Source organism: Pseudomonas sp. RC10, assembly GCF_038397775.1.
GTDB classification, from domain to species: Bacteria; Pseudomonadota; Gammaproteobacteria; order Pseudomonadales; family Pseudomonadaceae; genus Aquipseudomonas; species Aquipseudomonas bambusae.
In genome coordinates this window covers 1,731,955-1,750,027 of sequence record NZ_CP151650.1, presented here as the reverse complement: position 1 = coordinate 1,750,027, position 18,073 = coordinate 1,731,955, and the positions used below count along the sequence as shown (strand labels likewise).

20 protein-coding genes and 2 pseudogenes are annotated in these 18,073 nt (G+C 58.0%); 16 read left to right on the top strand and 6 right to left on the bottom strand.

What is annotated here, in order from left to right; translation table 11 throughout:
• Positions 1–32: 32 nt before the first annotated feature.
• Both AAEO81_RS08020 and AAEO81_RS08015 read right to left on the bottom strand, forming a co-directional pair.
• A complete protein-coding gene (locus AAEO81_RS08020) occupies positions 33–764 on the bottom strand; it encodes an MBL fold metallo-hydrolase (RefSeq protein ID WP_341962758.1) in 732 nt (243 codons plus the stop codon).
• An 8-nt stretch (positions 765–772) separates the two neighbouring features.
• Positions 773–1,229: pseudogene (locus AAEO81_RS08015) on the bottom strand (amino acid ABC transporter ATP-binding protein); the annotation flags it as partial.
• Between the two features lie 165 nt (positions 1,230–1,394).
• Between AAEO81_RS08015 and AAEO81_RS08010 the strand changes: the two are divergent.
• On the top strand, positions 1,395–1,532 hold the full coding sequence (locus tag AAEO81_RS08010; protein ID WP_341964672.1) for a hypothetical protein: 138 nt from the start codon (positions 1,395–1,397) through the stop codon (positions 1,530–1,532).
• A gap of 404 nt (positions 1,533–1,936) precedes the next feature.
• On the top strand, positions 1,937–2,200 hold the full coding sequence (locus AAEO81_RS08005) for a hypothetical protein (protein ID WP_341962756.1): 264 nt from the start codon (positions 1,937–1,939) through the stop codon (positions 2,198–2,200).
• A 45-nt stretch (positions 2,201–2,245) separates the two neighbouring features.
• Here the strand turns inward: AAEO81_RS08005 and AAEO81_RS08000 are convergent, their stop codons facing one another.
• Positions 2,246–3,172: a LysR family transcriptional regulator gene (locus AAEO81_RS08000; RefSeq protein WP_341962754.1), complete on the bottom strand. Its 927-nt coding sequence runs from the start codon at positions 3,170–3,172 to the stop codon at positions 2,246–2,248.
• A 229-nt stretch (positions 3,173–3,401) separates the two neighbouring features.
• Here AAEO81_RS08000 and AAEO81_RS07995 point away from each other — a divergent pair, with 229 nt between their 5' ends.
• From AAEO81_RS07995 to AAEO81_RS07965, 7 genes are all read left to right on the top strand, one after another.
• Positions 3,402–3,992, top strand: a complete 591-nt coding sequence (locus tag AAEO81_RS07995) for an NAD(P)H-dependent oxidoreductase (protein ID WP_341962752.1) — start codon at positions 3,402–3,404, stop codon at positions 3,990–3,992.
• Between the two features lie 14 nt (positions 3,993–4,006).
• Complete coding sequence (locus tag AAEO81_RS07990; RefSeq protein ID WP_341962750.1) at positions 4,007–4,873, top strand: pirin family protein; 867 nt, start codon at positions 4,007–4,009, stop codon at positions 4,871–4,873.
• A gap of 20 nt (positions 4,874–4,893) precedes the next feature.
• Positions 4,894–5,496, top strand: coding sequence for a malonic semialdehyde reductase (locus tag AAEO81_RS07985; protein WP_341962748.1), 603 nt, complete (start codon positions 4,894–4,896; stop codon positions 5,494–5,496).
• Between the two features lie 19 nt (positions 5,497–5,515).
• Positions 5,516–6,127 carry an NAD(P)-binding domain-containing protein gene (locus AAEO81_RS07980; RefSeq protein WP_341962746.1) on the top strand — a complete coding sequence of 204 codons (612 nt, stop codon included), beginning with the start codon at positions 5,516–5,518 and terminating at the stop codon, positions 6,125–6,127.
• A complete protein-coding gene (locus AAEO81_RS07975) occupies positions 6,124–7,191 on the top strand; it encodes an alkene reductase (protein ID WP_341962745.1) in 1,068 nt (355 codons plus the stop codon). Before AAEO81_RS07980 ends, AAEO81_RS07975 begins: the two co-directional genes overlap by 4 nt.
• 198 nt (positions 7,192–7,389) lie before the next feature.
• On the top strand, positions 7,390–8,001 hold the full coding sequence (gene rclC, locus AAEO81_RS07970; protein ID WP_341962743.1) for a reactive chlorine resistance membrane protein RclC: 612 nt from the start codon (positions 7,390–7,392) through the stop codon (positions 7,999–8,001).
• A 412-nt stretch (positions 8,002–8,413) separates the two neighbouring features.
• A complete protein-coding gene (locus AAEO81_RS07965; RefSeq protein ID WP_341962741.1) occupies positions 8,414–8,785 on the top strand; it encodes a hypothetical protein in 372 nt (123 codons plus the stop codon).
• Between the two features lie 269 nt (positions 8,786–9,054).
• Here the strand turns inward: AAEO81_RS07965 and AAEO81_RS07960 are convergent, their stop codons facing one another.
• Positions 9,055–10,425 (bottom strand): PLP-dependent aminotransferase family protein, encoded by a 1,371-nt coding sequence (locus tag AAEO81_RS07960; RefSeq protein WP_341962740.1) that lies wholly within the window; start codon positions 10,423–10,425, stop codon positions 9,055–9,057.
• A 134-nt stretch (positions 10,426–10,559) separates the two neighbouring features.
• Between AAEO81_RS07960 and AAEO81_RS07955 the strand changes: the two genes are divergently transcribed.
• The 6 genes and pseudogenes from AAEO81_RS07955 to AAEO81_RS07930 form a co-directional block, all read left to right on the top strand.
• Entirely contained in the window at positions 10,560–11,846 is a 1,287-nt protein-coding gene (locus tag AAEO81_RS07955) for a hydroxymethylglutaryl-CoA reductase, degradative (RefSeq protein ID WP_341962739.1), read from the top strand.
• Positions 11,846–12,766: a hydroxymethylglutaryl-CoA lyase gene (locus AAEO81_RS07950; RefSeq protein ID WP_341962738.1), complete on the top strand. Its 921-nt coding sequence runs from the start codon at positions 11,846–11,848 to the stop codon at positions 12,764–12,766. Before AAEO81_RS07955 ends, AAEO81_RS07950 begins: the two co-directional genes overlap by 1 nt.
• 59 nt (positions 12,767–12,825) lie before the next feature.
• On the top strand, positions 12,826–13,302 hold the full coding sequence (locus tag AAEO81_RS07945) for a hypothetical protein (protein WP_341962736.1): 477 nt from the start codon (positions 12,826–12,828) through the stop codon (positions 13,300–13,302).
• Positions 13,299–14,687 (top strand): tripartite tricarboxylate transporter permease, encoded by a 1,389-nt coding sequence (locus tag AAEO81_RS07940; RefSeq protein ID WP_341962734.1) that lies wholly within the window; start codon positions 13,299–13,301, stop codon positions 14,685–14,687. Before AAEO81_RS07945 ends, AAEO81_RS07940 begins: the two co-directional genes overlap by 4 nt.
• A gap of 37 nt (positions 14,688–14,724) precedes the next feature.
• Positions 14,725–15,744 (top strand): SMP-30/gluconolactonase/LRE family protein, encoded by a 1,020-nt coding sequence (locus tag AAEO81_RS07935; protein ID WP_341962733.1) that lies wholly within the window; start codon positions 14,725–14,727, stop codon positions 15,742–15,744.
• A 20-nt stretch (positions 15,745–15,764) separates the two neighbouring features.
• Positions 15,765–15,911 (top strand): annotated as a pseudogene (locus AAEO81_RS07930) (carboxymuconolactone decarboxylase family protein); the annotation flags it as partial.
• A gap of 54 nt (positions 15,912–15,965) precedes the next feature.
• Here the strand turns inward: AAEO81_RS07930 and AAEO81_RS07925 are convergent.
• Positions 15,966–16,844, bottom strand: coding sequence for a LysR family transcriptional regulator (locus AAEO81_RS07925; protein WP_341962732.1), 879 nt, complete (start codon positions 16,842–16,844; stop codon positions 15,966–15,968).
• A gap of 106 nt (positions 16,845–16,950) precedes the next feature.
• Between AAEO81_RS07925 and AAEO81_RS07920 the strand changes: the two genes are divergently transcribed.
• Complete coding sequence (locus AAEO81_RS07920; protein ID WP_341962731.1) at positions 16,951–17,349, top strand: 4-oxalocrotonate tautomerase; 399 nt, start codon at positions 16,951–16,953, stop codon at positions 17,347–17,349.
• Between the two features lie 74 nt (positions 17,350–17,423).
• Here AAEO81_RS07920 and AAEO81_RS07915 read toward each other — a convergent pair whose 3' ends face one another.
• Entirely contained in the window at positions 17,424–17,984 is a 561-nt protein-coding gene (locus AAEO81_RS07915; RefSeq protein WP_341962730.1) for a carboxymuconolactone decarboxylase family protein, read from the bottom strand.
• Positions 17,985–18,073 lie beyond the last annotated feature (89 nt).

Here is an 18,073-nt window from a genome sequence, read left to right as displayed (position 1 = left end):
TCAATCCAGTTACAGGGGCAACACCCGCCCGATCAGATCGTCGCCTTGGCTGATGTGCCCTGAAGGTATTGCCTCGCAATGGCTTTCATCTGCTCTGAGGACATGACGGCGCCATGTCCTCCGTGTATGCACTGCACATCAAGTTCGATCAAGCGTTGCATCGTCTGACGATAAAGAACCTGGCTCGAGCACGGCAGGTTATCGACCAAACCACCGATATAGATGACATCACCGCTGAAAAGTACACCCGCCGATTCGTCGAGCAAGCCAATGGAACCATGAGAGTGACCGGGTAAGTGAAGTACCCGAAATTGCTTGTCTCCGAGATCGATAATCTCTCCCTCGTCCACGGTCTGGGTCAATGGAGCCGGCCTGATGCGGTGGCTGTCGGGCGACCAGTTCAGGCAAGGTAATTGTTCCACCGCGCCCGGCAAGCTGCGAAAAACATGCGCCAAGGTGTCCTGGTCAACCATGCGGGCAAAATCTTGCGCCTCGGCAGGGTGTCCAAGACGTGTTTCGAACTCATGGAACCCGCCGACATGGTCGGCATGAATATGGGTCGCCACCGCAATGAGCCGCTTGCCTTCCTCCAGATCCAGGGCCGGTCGCAACGGAACCAACCCCATGCCGAAATCAATCACCAGATCGGCATCGCGCCCTCGCACGTGAAAGAGGTTGGCGGCAAAGGAGCGGTGCACATGAGGCTCGCTCAAGCGCGTGATGCCATCGCCCATGCCCTGCCTTTCGTACCATTGATCCCTCATGGGGCACCTCAATGCAGAAGCTGGCCAAGAAAACGTTGGGTTCGTTCGTGGCTCGGCCGGGTAAAGATCTGATCCGGCGAACCACACTCAACAATTTGACCTGCGTCCATGAAGACGACCTTGTCGGCCACCTTGCGAGCAAAGCCCATTTCGTGGGTCACACACACCATGGTCATTCCCTCTTCCGCCAGTTGAACCATGGTGTCGAGCACCTCTTTGATCATCTCCGGGTCCAGCGCCGAGGTTGGCTCATCGAACAGCATCACCCGAGGGTTCATGCACAAGGTTCGTGCAATGGCGACTCGCTGCTGTTGCCCTCCCGAGAGTCTGGCGGGATAGCAGTGGGCTTTGTCCGGGATGCGCACCCGCTCCAGGAAATGCATGGCCAGTTCCTCTGCTTCTCGACGAGGCATCTTGCGTACCCAGCCGTACCCAGCGTGGAGCCAAGGTGCAGTTCTCAAGAATGCCGGATGAGGCGGTCATCAAGCTGGTAGGGCCGGAGCTCAAGGCGTTGACACCCAAAACACCCACGATCAGCCAGCTGCTTTCCCAGCTGAAGCTTATCCGCGAGGAGGTTTCGCCTACGACTTTGATGAGCACACCACCGGGGTTGGGGCTGTGGCGGTAGGTTTGCAGACGCCCCAAGGCAGTTATGCGATTGACGTGGTCGGCCCTGTCTGGCGCCTGCAGACCGCACTGGACACTATCAAGGCAGCGCTGCTTGAGTGCCAGGATGGTTTGAACAAAGCCTTGCGTAGCGTTGGTTAGGCACGCTCGGCAATTAATCGGTGACAATATCCTGCCGGCACCGATTATGCTGCAGCGATTAGAATACTACGCGCTGATATCAGTACCGTCCCCGTTGCGAGCTAATCGCGGGGACTGGATCGTGACCTTTAACAGTCATTGCACGGCGGTACGAGCCGCCCCTCTCTTCACGAAATTGCGAACGCATAGTTCGCATTTTGCAAACCGCACTTAGGCTCGGATTGCATGGCAACCGTGCATGTCAGCGACTCTGGCCGCACTCCTGGCGCGCTCGGTGGTTCAGGACAAGGCAGATACAAAGACTGATGTATGCTTGCCCGGTTAATCACCTTCGAGAAACCGCATTGTCGTCCCCGTCAGAACCCTATAATCACGATTCCCCTCCCACCGAGGCGGCTGAACAGTTGGCCGAACAGCTGCGCAGAGTGATCGGCAACCTTGTGCGGGAAGTGCGTAATGGCGCGCACGCGCCCTCTTCGGCACAGTCTGAAACCTTGGGTTTACTCGACCGTCATGGCCCCACCAGCATCAGCTCCATGGCGGCGCATCGCCATGTGAAGCATCAAAGTATGCGGTTGGTTGTCGCCCAGTTGGCCGATGCAAACGGCTCGTCACGTCGAATGCAAATGGGTGGTAATCACCTCCAGTGGGCAGTATCGGCCGACTAACCCCAGCGGCTGCTTCGGGTTGAAAGCGGACGCACAAGCGGGAGGCTAAGCAATCCTCCCTCTGCGCTGACCGACGTCCATCAACCCCATTTCCTTGATGGTGGTTGCTGCGAATTCGATGAACGCAGATACCGCACGAGGCAGTTGACGGCGGCTGTGATAGACAAGATGCACGCCTATTGCGCCTGAAGTGTAATCAGGGAGCACTTCCTTCAATCGCCCTGCGTCGATATGGGCAGCGCTGAGTGCTATGGGCAGCAGCGCAATACCCAATCCGGCTAGAGCCGCTTCAAGCTGCGCAGAAGAGGTATTGGCTTGAAAAGGACCGTCCACTTCGATGGTCGCCGCTTGATGGTCGACACCGCCCAGCCGCCAGGTTGTGCGTGGGCCACCGTGAGACGGTGAAGTGATGCATTGATGGGCACTCAAATCCCCTGGCTGTGCCGGTACGCCATGCGCCTCCAGGTAGCCTGGGCTCGCCACCAGAGTTTGATAACTCGTGCCCAGTTTGCGTGCGAACAGCGATGGATCGCGATCACCTCCGCGCATGGCGACGTCTATTCCTTCGCCCAGCAGATCGACGCGCGCGTCATTCAGCTCGAATTCAAGACGTACTCGCGGATGCTCAGCGATGAATTGCGCGACAGCCTGTGCCGGAAACCAGTTGAAAAAATCCACAGGAGCAGCCACCCGAACGCGACCAGCAATCTCAGCAGAATCATTAGTCACCTGACCGGCAACCCGCAGCAACGCATCGATTTGATCGGCAGATTCGGCGTAAAAGTTGGTTCCTGCATCGGTCAACACCAAACGCCTCGTGGTGCGTTGCATCAGCCGTGTACCTAACGCGGCCTCCAATAGCTGCACACGCCTGCTGGCAGTACTGGGAGGCATGCCGAGGCGCCGCCCTGCTTCGGCGAAACTCCCCGCTCGAACGACTTGAACAAAAAGCGCGACATCATTCAGGTCCACGTGATTACCGCCGTTTCTGCATGAGTGAGATATATCCGCCCATTCTAGACCGAGCCTGAGTAGGCCAGCTCGATCTTTCATGCAGAGGCCCGCGCCACCGGCTCCTGTTCCATTGCGATCATTTTTGAACGAGTGCATCTCACCCACCCATCTTTCTGGATGATCGGAGACTTCCTAAAGTGGGCTCCATGGCGCACAGGCGCCTCACTTTTTCCTCAGGAGACTCACCATGACCACCGTTTCCGTCATTGTCGGCAGCACCCGTGACAGCCGCTTCTCCAGCGCCCCAGCCAACTGGATCGAGCACCATCTGGAACAACGTGAAGGGCTCAACGTCCGCTTGCTCGACCTGCGCGATTTTGATCTGCCTTTCTTCGACAGCGCCATGCTTCCTGGCTTTCCTGGCCGTCCGGCGTATGAAAACGAAAATGTTCGTCGCTGGACTGAACAGATTGCGACCTCTGATGCGTTCGTGGTGGCCACGGCCGAATACAACTTTGGCCCGCCCGCAGTTTTGAAGAACGCGCTGGACTGGGTGTACCCGGAGTGGAACCGCAAACCGATTGGTTTCGTGAGCTGGGGCAGCGTTGGCGGCGCTCGTGCCGTGCAGCAACTACGTGAAATCGCGACAGAGCTTCAAATGGCTTCGATTCGCACAGCGGTGCATATCCCGGTCGGGGCGATCTATGCCCATTTCCAAGGCAACACCGATGAAATCGAGGCCGCGTTGCAGGCACAGAACGATCAGGCGGGACGCATGATCGACGACCTGCTCTGGTGGTCGGATGCCCTCAAAACCGCTCGCAACACAACCGCCTGATCGAGGAGATGACCATGTCCCGCGCTGCTGAAAAAACCACTGTGCAACTGCGTCAGATCACTCATCGCACCCATGGGCGACGCAACGGTCCAGCCGTGCGCCTGATGAGCCCGTCAGATTTCGGCCAGATCCTCAAACCGTTTGTGTTCCTGGATTTCTTCGACATGCAGGGCCCGCCCTTCGTGGGCGACCTTCATCCACATTCGGGGATTGCCACGTTGTCCTATCTGATCGATGGGCGAATGGACTTGATTGATCCGGATGGCACCACGGTCGTTCTGCCCAGCGGCGGCGTCGAGTGGATGCAGGCAGGTAAAGGCATGTGGCACGGCGGCAGCGTCGGCGATGAGGACCATGGTCGTGTTCGTGGCTTTCAGCTCTGGGTTGCTCTGCCACCCGAGTCGGAACTCGGGCCAACACGCTCTGCCTTTCAGAAGGCTGAAGACATCGTCAGCGCAGGTCCGGCACGTGTTCTGCTGGGCAGCTACGGCAGTGTCAGCAGCGCAATCGAAACCCCGTCGCCTATGAATTTCCTGGCCGTAAAACTCAAGGCCGGAGAGCGGTGGACCTATGTCTCGCCTACGGGGCATACGGTGCTCTGGGTATCACCCGTTGAAGGAGGGCTGCTGGCCAACGGTGAAAAGCTTCACCCTGAAGAGTTGGTTGCGTTCGAACGCTCCAGTCACTCGGTTCACTTCGAGGCCTTGACTGATACCCAGTTCGTCCTGGGGTCTGCCATACCTCACAAGCACGATCTCGCCCTGGGCTATTACTCGGTTCACACCTCACCGCAGGCGCTGAAGGTCGGAGAAGCCCACATCCAAACCATCGGCAAACGCCTGGTCGAAGAAGGTCGCCTGGACCGCCGGTACATTCGATAACAGGTTCGGAGGACAACACCATGTCTATTCGCTCTGCGATGACCAACGATGTGCTGGCTCAACTGTTCACAGATGCCCGGTCTCATCACCACTGGACAGATAGAGCCGTATCGGACGAGTCGCTCAAGGCACTCTACGAACTGGCCAAATGGGGCCCTACCAGCGGGAACCTTCAGCCTGCCCGCATCGTTTTTGTCCGCTCCGAGGACGGGAAACGCAAGCTTTACCCCGCGCTTGAGGGCATGGGCAGCAACCCCGAGCAAGTACGGATGGCGCCTGTGACGGCCATCGTGGCTCAGGATACGAGGTTCTTCGACCAGGCACCTCGCCTGTTCCCTCGAATGAATTTCAAGCCGATGTTCGAGGCTGACGCAGCCTTTGCCGAGTCGATTGCCTACCGCAGCAGCTCGCTAACAGGGGCTTACCTGATGATCGCAGCGCGCGGCCTGGGGCTGGATGTGTGCCCCATGTCCGGTTTCCACAACGCGATCATCGATGAGGCTTTTTTCAGCGGCACGTCATGGAAAGCAAACTTCATTTTCACCATCGGCTATGGCGATGACGCGCGCCTGTACCCACGTGACCCTCGGCTGTCCTTCGAGGAAGCCTGCCGCTTCGAGTGAAGGATAAACAGGAGCAGATATGAAAAGCATCGGAATCATTGGCGCCGGACAGATCGGCAGCGCAATCGCTCAGCAGCTCGCGCGTTTGAACATTGAAGCAACACTGGCCAACAGCCGAGGACCTGAAACCCTCCACGAGCAGGTCAGGCAACTGGGTCCTTCGATCAAGGCCGGGACACGTGAGGACGCGGCTGCCAAGGACATCGTGTTCGTGGCGGTTCCTTGGAGGCAGTTGAAGGAGGCACTCACGGGCCTGCCAAACTTTGAAGGACGCATCGTGGTGGACACAACCAACCCGTTGCAGAAACAGCCCTTTGCGGCCATCGATATCGGTGGACAAGCCTCTTCAGCGCTGGTCGCGCAAATGGCCCCAGGTGCCCGTTTAGTCAAGGCGTTCAATCATCACGCCTATTGGAATCTGGCGGCCGTACCTACAAAAGAAGGCGGTCATCGGATTCTGTTCTACGCAGGAGAGGATGCGGCTGCCAAGGCTGAGATCGCATCTCTGATCGAGCGTCTGGGGTTCTTCGGCGCAGACATGGGAGATATCGAAACGGGCAGTCGTTTATTCCAGCCACCGACAGGCCCGCTTGCAGGCCCCAATCTCGTGAAGATGGAGTTGCAGGCATGAGCCAACTGTTCACACCCACAATGCTTGGCAGCGCATTGCTTCAAAATCGCATCGTCATGGCGCCGATGACCCGAGCCCGCGCCAATATTGACGGCTCACCCGGCCCACTTGCCGCCCAGTACTACGCGCAGCGCGCAAGCGTGGGTCTGATCATCACGGAAGGCACCCAGCCTTCCGACGACGGCCAAGGATATCCCGCAACACCCGGCATCTACACGGATGCACACGTGACAGGCTGGCGTGAGGTTACAGCCGCAGTGCACGCTCAGGGCGCTCGCATCTTCTTTCAACTGATGCATGCCGGGCGCATGTCACATCCGCTCAACACGCCCCATCATCGGCAAGGTGTAGCGCCCTCGGCGATCGCCCCTGGGGAGCAGATCTTTACGTTGTCAGGTATGAAGGACATACCAGTGCCGCGTGCCCTTGGCCTCGATGAAATGCCGCAGGTGATCAACGAGTACCGATACGCTGCGCGCCGCGCAGTGGACGCCGGAGGTGACGGTGTGGAGATTCATGGCATCGCCTACCTCATTCATCAGTTCCTGGCGATCAGCAGCAACCAGCGTACGGATCGCTACGGCGGAACGCTGGAGAACCGCGCACGTTTTGCCATTGAGGTTGCACAGGCTGTAGTGGAGGAGATTGGAGCGGATCGAACGGGTATTCGCCTGTCGCCCGGCTTCGGCGGTATGGGACTCAACCATGGTGATGAGGGCCCCGATCTGTATCGTTATCTGGTGGGCGAACTCGATAAGCTCGGCCTCGCGTACCTGCATATTGTTCACTACGGCGGCGACGCGCTTTTGCACGATCTGCGCAAGCTCTGGCATCAGGCGCTCATTCTGAATCGACCTGATCGGCCGCGTGAAGACGTCGGGAAAGACATCGCAAGAGGTCTGGCAGACCTTGAATCGTACGGGCAAATGACGCTGGCCAATCCAGATCTTATTCACCGATTGAAAAGCGATTTACCTCTCAATGCCGCCGACCCCAGCACCTATTTTGGCAGCAGTCCGCAGGGCTATGCGGACGGGTACACCGATTACTCGACATTGGCCTGATCGCTCTTTCCTTGTGAGTTTTCCACCACGGCCGCTGCCATTTGGCAGCGGCCGTTTTCGTTGAAGCTGCTGTCAGCAATGCTCGAAAAACGCCACCCCGAGATTGAGCAGATCACGCAAAAGAATGATCCCATCGCGAATAACAGGCTTCGGCCCTCCCCTTAATCTGAGCCCACACCAACTTAAGGGCTCATCATCATGAACTCCCCAAATACCCTGATTCAAAAGCTTCTAATCCAGGCAACAGAACTCGATAAAATCGGGGTGCATCTGATCCGTATCGGCGTCGCAATCATTTTCATCTGGATTGGCGCGCTGAAATTCGTGCCGTACGAAGCCGACAGCATTACGCCGTTCGTGGCGAACAGTCCTGTCATGTCTTTCTTTTACGAACATCCCGAGCAATACAAGACTCACCTGACTCACGAAGGCCAACTCGACCCTGTGCAGCGCCAGTGGCAGACCGACAACCACACTTACGCATTCTCTGACGGCCTGGGCACAGTCGAGATTCTGATTGGCTTGCTGGTGCTCTCGTACGCCGTCTCAAGACGCATGGGAATGATCGGTTCTGTCCTCGCATTTCTGACGCCGCTGGTGACGCTGTCATTCCTGATCACTACACCCGAAGCCTGGGTGTCGAACCTTGGAGATGGAGACTTTGGGTTCCCTTACTTGTCGGGAGGTGGACGGCTTGTGCTCAAGGATGTGCTGATGCTGGCGGGCGCCGTGGTCATGATTGCGGATTCTGCTCGCCAATTGCTTCAGGAAAAATCGGCCCCACAGGCTTACGAGGCTCAGAGCGTCTAATGAAAATACTCGCACTTTCACTCGTCTTTGCTTGTTTCGCCGCGAATGCCTTCGCTCAGGACACTTCGCCGGCCTCAGCACGATCACTGGACATCGTCCAAGTCATCAGTCAGACGACCGACGACGGTAGCTGTGGCCTCGTACCGATGCACCTGGTGTACAGGGACTCCAAAGGTCTCGTTCATACCCTTGATTACTTGATCATTGGCAGCGGCTGTTCCAACGGCTAATTGATGTCGAAGGGCCGCCTTCTTGGGGAGGCGGCCATGTTCTGGAGTTCTTCCCCAGTGATTCTGGCTTATTTACAGCCACCATCCAGTGAGCGGCTGCTATCGGCCAGAAGCAGACTGTGGACAGCTTCCCGTTCAGCCCCATACGCTGTTTAGTCTGAATACAATTTTCTGAGGGGGTCATGATGCTGATACTTGCCATTGATCGAGACAGCGTCCACGCGGGTGACGATCTGATCAGCCATGCCAACTCAGTCAAGCTCGATACAACTGCAACATTGCGTACAGCGTTAGAAGCCATACAGACCATGCACTACCTGCCCAGCATCAGTGGAGATGAAGCTACCAGGATTATTTGCGCGTCAGGCCAACCAATTGGTGTTCTCGGACAGCAGTGGGAGTCACCCAAACTGGTGGTATCAATTGAGAGCCCAGTGACGCAGTTTTTTGGAGAAGATGCACCTCTCCTTTTCTTTAGATACTGGTGTCAAACAGATCCTCACGTTGTTTTCTCACGCATCGCAGCACGAGAAGTGTTGGCTTTCCGTTATTAGGGTTCCCAGCTGAAGAAGCAGCCGGATGCCTGCTTAGGGTCGGAAGTCGCCGCTGGGTGAGTCCCGCCTTGCGGGTTCGACAGACACTTGACCGCTCCGCGAAGCTGCCCAGCGGTAAAGACTTAATGGGTTGAAGTCCACGGTAAGCAAGGTTGGTCGCGAGGTGCCAATGGCAACCTCAATTCCGCAGGCCAGTTGCTAACGAAAACTTTCGGCTCACTCCGTTTTGTGAGTTCAGGATCGTCAGACGCACACGCCGCGTCGACCTCTCACTGGTGCAGCGTCGACTTGAAGGAAGGGTCGTTCAGGTAAGCGACATTGAGCCTGGTCCAAGGATTGATCCGTGATTGCTCGGGAGAAAAGATGTGCCCGGGAGCGATCATGAAACCCTTCGGCAAAAGCAGACGGGTCAAATCCCTGGCATCATCGAAATGAGGAAATTTGGCCCATAAATACAGGCTTTGTTCCGGGCGACAGAATACTTCAGCCCCCATGTCATCCAGCACTTCCAACGCTGCGGTGGTGGCCGATCCGACACGCTCTTGAAGACGAATCAAGTGCCTCAGAAAATGCCCCTCCATTAGCACTACGTCGACAGTTCGCTCGCAAAGCTCAGAAGAACTGGTATGCAGTAACATTTTCAGGTCACCTAACTCGTCGATGACGTCCTTGCTGCCCGCGATGAACCCCACCCTCAGGGCTGCGGAAACGGATTTCGAAAAGCTCCCCACATACAGCGAACGCTTCAATTGGTCCAATGCCGACACTCTGATGGTTGTGGCGGGCTTGAAATCAGCGAGCGCGTCGTCGTCCACCAAAATGAAATCATGCTCCTGTGCCAGTTGAACCAGTCGATGCGCCTTACTCGGCGAAATGTCAGAACCTGTCGGGTTATGGCCAACCGACTGGAGGAAGAACAATTTCGGCTTATGCAACCGCAGATGTACTTCCAGGGCATCAAGGTCCGGACCATCAGGCAGACGCGGCACTGACAGCATTCGAGCCCCCTGTAATTGCAACTTGCCAAACAAAGGGTAGTAGCCTGGATCCTCGACAAGTACTGAGTCTCCCGGCGCAAGGAAGCGACGGATGATCAAGTCCAACGCATGATTCGCACCGTGAGTTGTGACGATTTGCCGAGGGTTCGCGCTAATGGAGTAGGACGCCAATTTTTGCACCAGATGCTGGCGAAGGCTGGCATTACCCAGCCGGTTTCCGTACCGGAACAACGTGGTCACGCCCATGCGCATGATCTGCCGGGTGAACTTGTCCAGGCGCATATCCATTAGCCATTCGACAGGCGGAAACCCTTCTCCAAGCGGCGAGTGGCCGGGCTCGCGGACGAACTGCTGGCGCATCAGCCAAATGGTGTCCATTGCTCTCGCATAGGGCGGAGGCTCCTCAGGCTCGCTGTGATCAGCGGTGCTTTGCCTAACGAAAAACCCCTGCCCATGCCGGGCCTCAACCAAGCCTTGAGATGCCAAGGCTTCATACGCCGTGATGACCGTATTTTTTGAATGCCCTAACAAACGCATGCATTCGCGAAGTGACGGCAAACGGTCACCCGCTCGATAAGTCCCGTCGCCAATCTGGGCCGCCAACGATGCGGTCAGCTGCTGAGCCAGGGTCATTCTGCTCATGGTGGTGATTCCTTCCGATACCCGCGCCAAGGGTACAGCTTGGGTACTGTCTGTCCAAACTGTACCTTCTTTACAGGCACAGAGCGGAATAGTGTGACATCAACTTAAAACAACAACCGCGACAGGATTTTCAGATGAGCATTGACTCTCGCCTTCCCAACTTTCGTGCCCTGACCCCTGCTGAGCGTCTGAATCACCTTCAGGATGTGCTTAACCTCCCGGCCGCTGACGTGGCCCTGCTTCGGGACCACGGCGCGCTCGCGCTCGACATTGCGGACGGCATGATCGAGAACGTGATCGGCAAGTTCGAATTACCGTACGCCGTGGCCAGCAATTTCCAGATCAATGGGCGCGACGTCATTGTCCCTCTCGTGGTTGAAGAGCCTTCGGTCGTTGCAGCGGCGTCTTTCATGGCCAAACTTGCCCGTGACGCCGGAGGATTCCTGACCTCCAGCTCCCAGCCGCTGATGCGCGCGCAAGTTCAGATCGTGGACATCGAAGACCCGTTCAATGCCCGCCTCAGCCTGCTGCGCCGTAAAGACGAAATCATCGAACTGGCGAATCGCAAGGATCAGTTGCTCAACAAGCTAGGCGGCGGCTGCCGAGATATTGAGGTCCACACCTTTGCTCAAAGCCCGAGAGGCCCCATGCTCGTGGCTCACTTGATTGTGGACGTGCGTGACGCGATGGGTGCCAACACGGTGAACACGATGGCCGAAGCCGTCGCCCCGTTGATGGAGGAAATCACCGGCGGCAAGGTACGCCTGCGCATTCTTTCCAACCTCGCCGACTTGCGCCTGGCGCGCGCACAAATCCGCATTGCCCCAGAGCTGCTGACCACAGCGGCCTATAAAGGTGAGGACGTTATTGAGGGCATTCTCGACGCCTACAATTTTGCCGTCATCGATCCCTACCGCGCCGCAACTCACAACAAGGGCATCATGAACGGGATCGACCCGCTCATTGTCGCGACGGGTAACGACTGGCGAGCCGTTGAAGCGGGTGCTCACGCCTACGCCTGCCGCGATGGACACTATGGTTCGCTGACGACGTGGGAAAAAGACAGCAAAGGCCACTTGGTCGGCACACTCGAAATGCCGATGCCTGTGGGGCTCGTCGGCGGTGCCACGAAAACCCACCCCCTGGCCCAACTCTCCTTGCGCATTCTGGGTGTGAAGACCGCACAGGAACTCGCCGAGATTGCGGTCGCTGTAGGCTTGGCACAGAACCTCGGAGCATTGAGAGCCCTCTCTACGGAAGGCATCCAGCGCGGCCACATGGCTCTGCACGCACGAAATATTGCGCTATCCGCCGGCGCTAAAGGGGATGAAGTGACTTGGCTGGTCAAACAGATGGTCGAAGCGCGCGACGTTCGCTCCGACAAAGCGACGGAGCTTCTCAACCAAAAGCGAGCCGAGTGATGAATAGCCATCGCGAACTGTCCGTTCGGTTGGTGGAAGTAGGCGCCCGTGACGGATTGCAAAACGAGAAGCTGACGCTTGCGCCCAGCATACGAGTCGAACTGCTGAAAAGACTCGCCAATGCAGGCCTGCGAACGCTGGAAGCCGGCGCCTTCGTCTCTGAAAGATGGGTACCACAGATGGCAGGATCAGGTGACGTCTTGAAAGCGTTGCCGGACCTGCCGGATGTCACCTGGACCGCGCTGGTCCCAAATGCTCGGGGGCTGGAGGAAGCACTGGCAGCGGGTTGTCGCGAGGTGGCGGTATTCGCCGCCGCTTCCGAGGAGTTCTCTCAAAAGAACATCAATTGCTCTATTGCAGAGAGCCTGAAGCGCTTTCAGGAAGTGATGGTGCGCGCCCGGGATGCCGGTGTCAGAGTGCGAGGCTATGTATCGTGCGTGATGGGTTGCCCCTTCACAGGTCATGTAAGACCTGAGACGGTTGCCGCCGTCAGCGCCTCCCTCTACGGGATGGGCTGCTATGAAATCAGCTTGGGCGACACCATTGGAACAGGAACGCCAGCGGACACGAAAGCGCTGCTGGACGCCTGTACCAACGTGGTTCCGGTCAGCGCCTTGGCAGGCCATTTCCACGACACATACGGGATGGCGATTGCCAATATCCACGCCGCCCTGGAGATGGGGGTTCGCGTGTTCGACAGCTCCGTCTCAGGGCTGGGGGGCTGCCCCTATTCCCCTGGTGCGACCGGAAACGTGGCCACCGAAGACGTGCTTTATCTGCTGGACGGGTTGGGGATCAAACACGGTGTCGACCTGGAGGCCGTCATCGATGCGGGTGCGTTCATTGATGCTCATCTCGGGCGCGAAACGGCGTCCAGAGTGGCCAGGGCGCGCCTGGCAAAACGGCAACGCGAGGCCTGATCCCCGCCTCTCTTGACGTTCATAACAATAAAAGCTCGCAAGGGCTGCAGGAGAACGCTTTGAAATCCAATCTTTATGAAGTGTGGGGCGACACCGTAGACGGTCGGCACCTCATTTACTCGATGGCCATAGGCGCGACGGTCAGCCTGGGTGCTTTTTTCATCGCCAAACACCTGCTCGTAGGGTGGGTCGACAACGTCCAGATGGCCAAGGCATACGCCATGCTGGTGGGCATTGTGGGCTGCCTGGCGGGGGGCGCCATCAGTGCAAAGCTCTTCAAACCCAAACGTAATGTGGTTGAGCACGAGGCAGATCCTGCATGGCGAGCGCAGGTGCTGTCCGAGCTGCAAGACGAATTCGGAGACCTTGGAAAACTGTCGGATCTACCCGCAGACACGATCGCTGAACTGCACGAAATGGACCTGTACGCGTTGTTCGCCGAGTACGAGAAAAACACCACGCCCCCGACTGCCGCTCAGAACGAACCGACGGCAGCCCCCCTCGCCGCGATCCGGGCCAACGGTGGCCGGTCATGATGACACCCCTGCTGGAGCAGATTCTCATCGCGTTCGGGATGGGCATCGTGGGTGCCGTGATTTTCGCCGGGATAGGCCTGATCTCGGGCAGCGATGAAACGACAACCCTCGCCCCGCTCACCTTGCTCGTGGTGCTGTTGGGGGTCCCCGCGCCCGGTGTGCTGACGTTCTTTCTCGCCGGTGCGGTGGCCAAGCACATGACCCACGCCGTACCCACCGCGTTGTTGGGCATTCCGGGCGACACCCTGGCGACGCCTCTGATGCGCGAAGCCAACTTCCTGCGCAATCTGGGTGTGCCGCACATTGCCCTGCGCAAGATGATTTCGGGTGCTGTTATCGCGGCCCTGATTGCGGTACCCATGGCGGTTCTTTTCGCCGTGATGCTTGCGCCGTTCGGCGACGCCATCAAATACGCCGCCCCGTGGGTTTTCCTGCTCGCCGCAATCGCCATTGCATGGTTTTCCAAGGGACGTCTCGCTGCGGTGTTCGCCCTCGTCCCGTTCGTGATGGTCATCGTCGGTTTGCAAAGCATCACCGGACAATACGGCGTCAAACTGAGCGTCAGCTACTTCCTTGGCATCGCCATCGGCCCGTTGATTGCCGCGCTGTTTTCCATGCTGGCACCCGCCGAGCGGGAAACGATGAGACGCCAGGATGTGCGCACCTTTTCGCTGTCTCCGGATGTAAAAAGCGGGGGCGGATTTTTCCCCAACCCCCTCAAGGTGCTGGACAGCAAACAAAGCCTGTGGACTGCGATCACCGCCAGCATCTCCAGTGCGACTTTCGTGTTTAGTCCGGTTGCGATGACCGTGATCATGGGCGAACTGGTCGGGTCACGGGTCAAGCATGTCTACCACCGCCTGACCACGGTGATCACGGCCCGCAACGGCGTCACCGAAGCGACCTACATCGCGGAAGCCCTGATCCCGTTGATCGCGTTTGGCCTGCCGTTGAGCCCGGTTGCAGCCGGGCCGGCCGCGCCGCTCTTCAACGCCCCTCCTCGCTTCAGCGTTGACGCCGCCACCGGACAGGTCAACAACCTGCATACCCTGCTCAGCACGTGGGAGTTTCTGGGTTATGGAATGCTGGCGGTCATCGTCGCCATCCTCATTGCCTACCCCTTCACCATGAATTACGCCCACCGGGCAGCGTCCTTCGTCTCACGCAAGATCAGCCACGAAGCAGTGATCTCGACCTTTGTCGGCCTGATTCTGGTGATCGGCATCTGGGAAGGCGGCGCGCTCGGATTACTGGTGATCGTCACCGTCGGCCTGCTGGGCGGTTTTCTGTCGCGGTTCCTGGGCTTCAACATCGGTGTGCAATTCATGGGGTACTACACCGCCGTGCTGACGGTGCCCGCACTGGTCGCCTTATTGAGCATATGAGCCACTTCCACATAACAACAAAACGAAGGTAATCAACATGCGCAAAACCCTCTTGGCCTCTCTGTGCTTTCTATTGAGCGCTGGCGTCTCACAGGCCCAGGCCGACGCTGTGCCGACCCTGACCTACCCTGCGGATGGCCAGCAGCTTCAGGCCATTGGCTCACCGGAAAAAGAGGTGCCCACGGTGACAGCGGAATTGTGGATGAAGGTGGCCGACGGCCCCCTGCAACTGGAAGGCCCGTCGTTCGACAGGGCCGGTAATCTGCTGATGGTGGAAGTGTTCGGCGGGCAGGTCCTGAAGGTTGATCCCGAGAAGAAACTCAACGTCGTTGTGCCCAAGAACGCGCTGGGAAGCGCAGGCCTGGCCATTCACAAAGACGGCCGACTGTTCGTGGCGGGTCTGGGTAATTTCAAAAATACCGGCAACCTGACCGCCTACAAACCCGATGGCTCTGGAAAGCAGGTCATTATCCCCGGGAGCAAAAACTACCTGGTCGATGACCTCGTGTTCGACACCTCGGGAGGGTTTTATTTCACCGACTTCAAGGGCACGTCCACTCAGCCCACGGGAGGCGTCTATTACGTCCCGGCGGATGGGAAGACCATCGTCCCGATCCTTCCCAATCTGGCAATCGCCAACGGCATTGCGCTCTCGCCAGACGGCAAGACCCTGTGGGTCACGGAGTTCGCCACGGGATTGCTGCACCGGGTCGAACTGAAAGATGCCACCACCATCGCCCCTTTTGGGGAAGCCGTGGTCTACCGGTTCAGCGGCCCCTCGCCGGACTCGATGCGCGTCGATCAAGACGGCAATCTGTACGTGGCAATGTACAGCCAGGGCCGCGTGCTGGTACTCAATCCGAACGGCCTGCCCATCGGCCAGATCCTGATTCCAGGACGGGAAAAGGGCCACTTTCTGCGCTCGACGAGCATGGCGCTCAAGCCTGAAACCAACGAGGTTTATCTCGTGAGCAATGACGGCAATCTCGGTGAAGGCAGTGCTATTTTCAGAGCCAAAGGTTTTGCCAATGCCCTGAAGCTGTATTCCCATCAATAGCGAAATCCCGACGCTCATACGAACTCAAAGGGCACGTTCGAGGTGCCCTGAACAATGGCTGCAACGTTGAGGAAATACGAGGAGTTCTCCTTCACTGCGCCGTCTATGCCGGCGTGCCTGCTTCGCCGGAGGCGTTTCGAGCAGCACAAAGCGTCGTTAAGGACACAGGCGCATCGCCGGAATCCATGTTGGGGGCAGCCGCTTTCGGCCAAAACCCGACCTTACACCGCCAACGTCGCAGCGATAACCTCGGCAATGGATTGCAATCTTAGGCTGGCCTTCGAGTCGCTTTGCTTCGTTTCCAGCAGCACGAATTCAGCATCAGGTAGCGCAGGCAAAAAGCCTTTGGGCACTTCCACCATGCCCGGTTCGATCAAGGCCGATGCATTGAGGCAGCCAATGCCCAGCCCTGCTCCCACCGCAGCCTGTAGGCCCGCGACGCCTGAGGCGATATGGGCGATGACATGAGGCCGACGGTGCGTGTCGAGTTGCTGACGTACCAGCCGATGCAGCGAACAGGTCTCGGGCAGCAAGGCGAGTTCGACAGGCTTTTGCTCGCAGGCCATCTTTTGTCCGTTGGCCATGACCCAAATCAAACGCTCTGTGCGAAGCACCCTTACGTCGCTGGGTGTTCCGGGCGCAGACCCGACAATCCGCATCACGATCGCCAGGTCAAGCGCACCGTTGCGGTGGGCGGCCATGACTTCATCGCTTTTGCCCACCTGCGTGCGAATCCGTAAGCCCGGATGCTGCTGCGCGATCCGGTTCAGCAATCCCATGAGATGACTCGGTCTGAAGTAATCCGAGATGCCGAGGTTAAGTTCGCCTTCCAGCGGAATGCCGTGCATGTCACGCCACGCCGCATCGGCCAACGCCAGGATTTTGCGCGCGTGATCCACCATGCGCTCGCCCACAGCGGTCGTCTGCACGCCCATTTTGCTGCGAACGAGGAGTTGCCCACCGGCGGCCTCTTCAAGCTTTCGTAGTTGCTCGCTCAACGAGGACTGCGAGAGAAACCGGGTAGAGACAGCCGCTGAAATACTGCCCGCATCAACGACCGCCACCAGCGTTCTTAACTGCTCGAAATCAAAACCGCGCATATTCATCCACCCGATAAACCGATGACAACCATCGCATCATACGGCTTTTCCAATGGAACGGGTGCACACAGAATGATCGGCATCCACCCACAGAAAGGACACCGTCATGCCTTCTATCACGCTCCAGCTGTCCGGCCCACGCAACCCCGATCTCGGTCAACAAGCGATGGTGCTGATTAATCAGCTCACTGCCGACGTATTGGGCAAACAACCCCAACTCATGGCAACGACCGTCCAATACGTTGCCGATGAAGACTGGTTCATCGCCGGACAACCCTTGTCAGCGACTGGGGGAAGTGCGTTTCACCTCGTCATCAGCATCACCGACGAGACCAATACCAAACAGGAGAAAGCGCTGTTTCTCGCAGAGGTTCATGCCGGGCTGAAGCGGTTGATGCCAGACCTGCACGACGTGTCCTACGTGCATCTCGTCGATGCACGCGCGGCCGCGTACGGCTATGGCGGGCGCACCCAGGAATGGCGCCATCAGCAAGCCGGCGTTTGATTGAGTTCGTTCATGGCGCAGATCGACACCTGCGCCATGAACGAGAACGTTAAGAAGAAAGCACCCACCGAAAGCTATTCATCGAACGGCAGCGGCGCCCCTGAATCACGTCGCACATCAAAAATATTGAGCGTCATCGCCACCAACGCGTAATACCCATACACCCCGATCAACTCGACCATGGCAGACTCGCCAAACAGCGCGACGCCCTGATCGTAGAGCGCTTTATCGACCCTTCGGGTGTGGTAAAGCAATTGACCGATGTCGTAGACACACTGCTCATCGGCGCGCGTAAACGTTGGGGGTTGTTGCTCCCTGAGCGCGTCGATCACGCTGTCGGAAACACCTGCACTTCTGGCGATGGGCGCGTGAATTTGCCACTCGGCTTGGGAGCGCCACCACGCGGCTGTCGTCAGGATCGCCAATTCGGTGAGCCGCAGTTCCAGGGCCGTGCCATATCGGCAGAACGCCCCGAGACGCTGGGCGTGGTCCGCCAGCGCCGGGCTGTGAATCCAGGCCAGAAACGGGCCATCCAGGTTGCCGCGAGGGCCCTTCAGAATGTCAGCGAGCACGCGCTGCTGATCTTCACTCATCTGATCGGGTTGCAAGGGTGTAAGACGCGATTGAATGCTCATGACTGCAGGTTCGCTCCTTTAGGCGACAGCACGCTGTGCAAGCGTGGGAAACAATTTATCAGGGGGGCGCGGCGACGAAAAACACCACG

Coding starts and splice junctions, on each gene's coding strand:
- AAEO81_RS07985 (WP_341962748.1), top strand. CDS start 4,894: ATGTCTATTCGCTCTGCGATGACCAACGATGTGCTGGCTCAACTGTTC.
- AAEO81_RS07935 (WP_341962733.1), top strand. CDS start 14,725: ATGCGCAAAACCCTCTTGGCCTCTCTGTGCTTTCTATTGAGCGCTGGC.
- AAEO81_RS07995 (WP_341962752.1), top strand. CDS start 3,402: ATGACCACCGTTTCCGTCATTGTCGGCAGCACCCGTGACAGCCGCTTC.
- AAEO81_RS07915 (WP_341962730.1), bottom strand. CDS start 17,984: ATGAGCATTCAATCGCGTCTTACACCCTTGCAACCCGATCAGATGAGT.
- AAEO81_RS07965 (WP_341962741.1), top strand. CDS start 8,414: ATGATGCTGATACTTGCCATTGATCGAGACAGCGTCCACGCGGGTGAC.
- AAEO81_RS07920 (WP_341962731.1), top strand. CDS start 16,951: ATGCCTTCTATCACGCTCCAGCTGTCCGGCCCACGCAACCCCGATCTC.
- AAEO81_RS08020 (WP_341962758.1), bottom strand. CDS start 764: ATGAGGGATCAATGGTACGAAAGGCAGGGCATGGGCGATGGCATCACG.
- AAEO81_RS07975 (WP_341962745.1), top strand. CDS start 6,124: ATGAGCCAACTGTTCACACCCACAATGCTTGGCAGCGCATTGCTTCAA.
- AAEO81_RS07960 (WP_341962740.1), bottom strand. CDS start 10,425: ATGAGCAGAATGACCCTGGCTCAGCAGCTGACCGCATCGTTGGCGGCC.
- AAEO81_RS07940 (WP_341962734.1), top strand. CDS start 13,299: ATGATGACACCCCTGCTGGAGCAGATTCTCATCGCGTTCGGGATGGGC.
- AAEO81_RS07955 (WP_341962739.1), top strand. CDS start 10,560: ATGAGCATTGACTCTCGCCTTCCCAACTTTCGTGCCCTGACCCCTGCT.
- AAEO81_RS07950 (WP_341962738.1), top strand. CDS start 11,846: ATGAATAGCCATCGCGAACTGTCCGTTCGGTTGGTGGAAGTAGGCGCC.
- rclC (WP_341962743.1), top strand. CDS start 7,390: ATGAACTCCCCAAATACCCTGATTCAAAAGCTTCTAATCCAGGCAACA.
- AAEO81_RS07925 (WP_341962732.1), bottom strand. CDS start 16,844: ATGCGCGGTTTTGATTTCGAGCAGTTAAGAACGCTGGTGGCGGTCGTT.
- AAEO81_RS07990 (WP_341962750.1), top strand. CDS start 4,007: ATGTCCCGCGCTGCTGAAAAAACCACTGTGCAACTGCGTCAGATCACT.
- AAEO81_RS07980 (WP_341962746.1), top strand. CDS start 5,516: ATGAAAAGCATCGGAATCATTGGCGCCGGACAGATCGGCAGCGCAATC.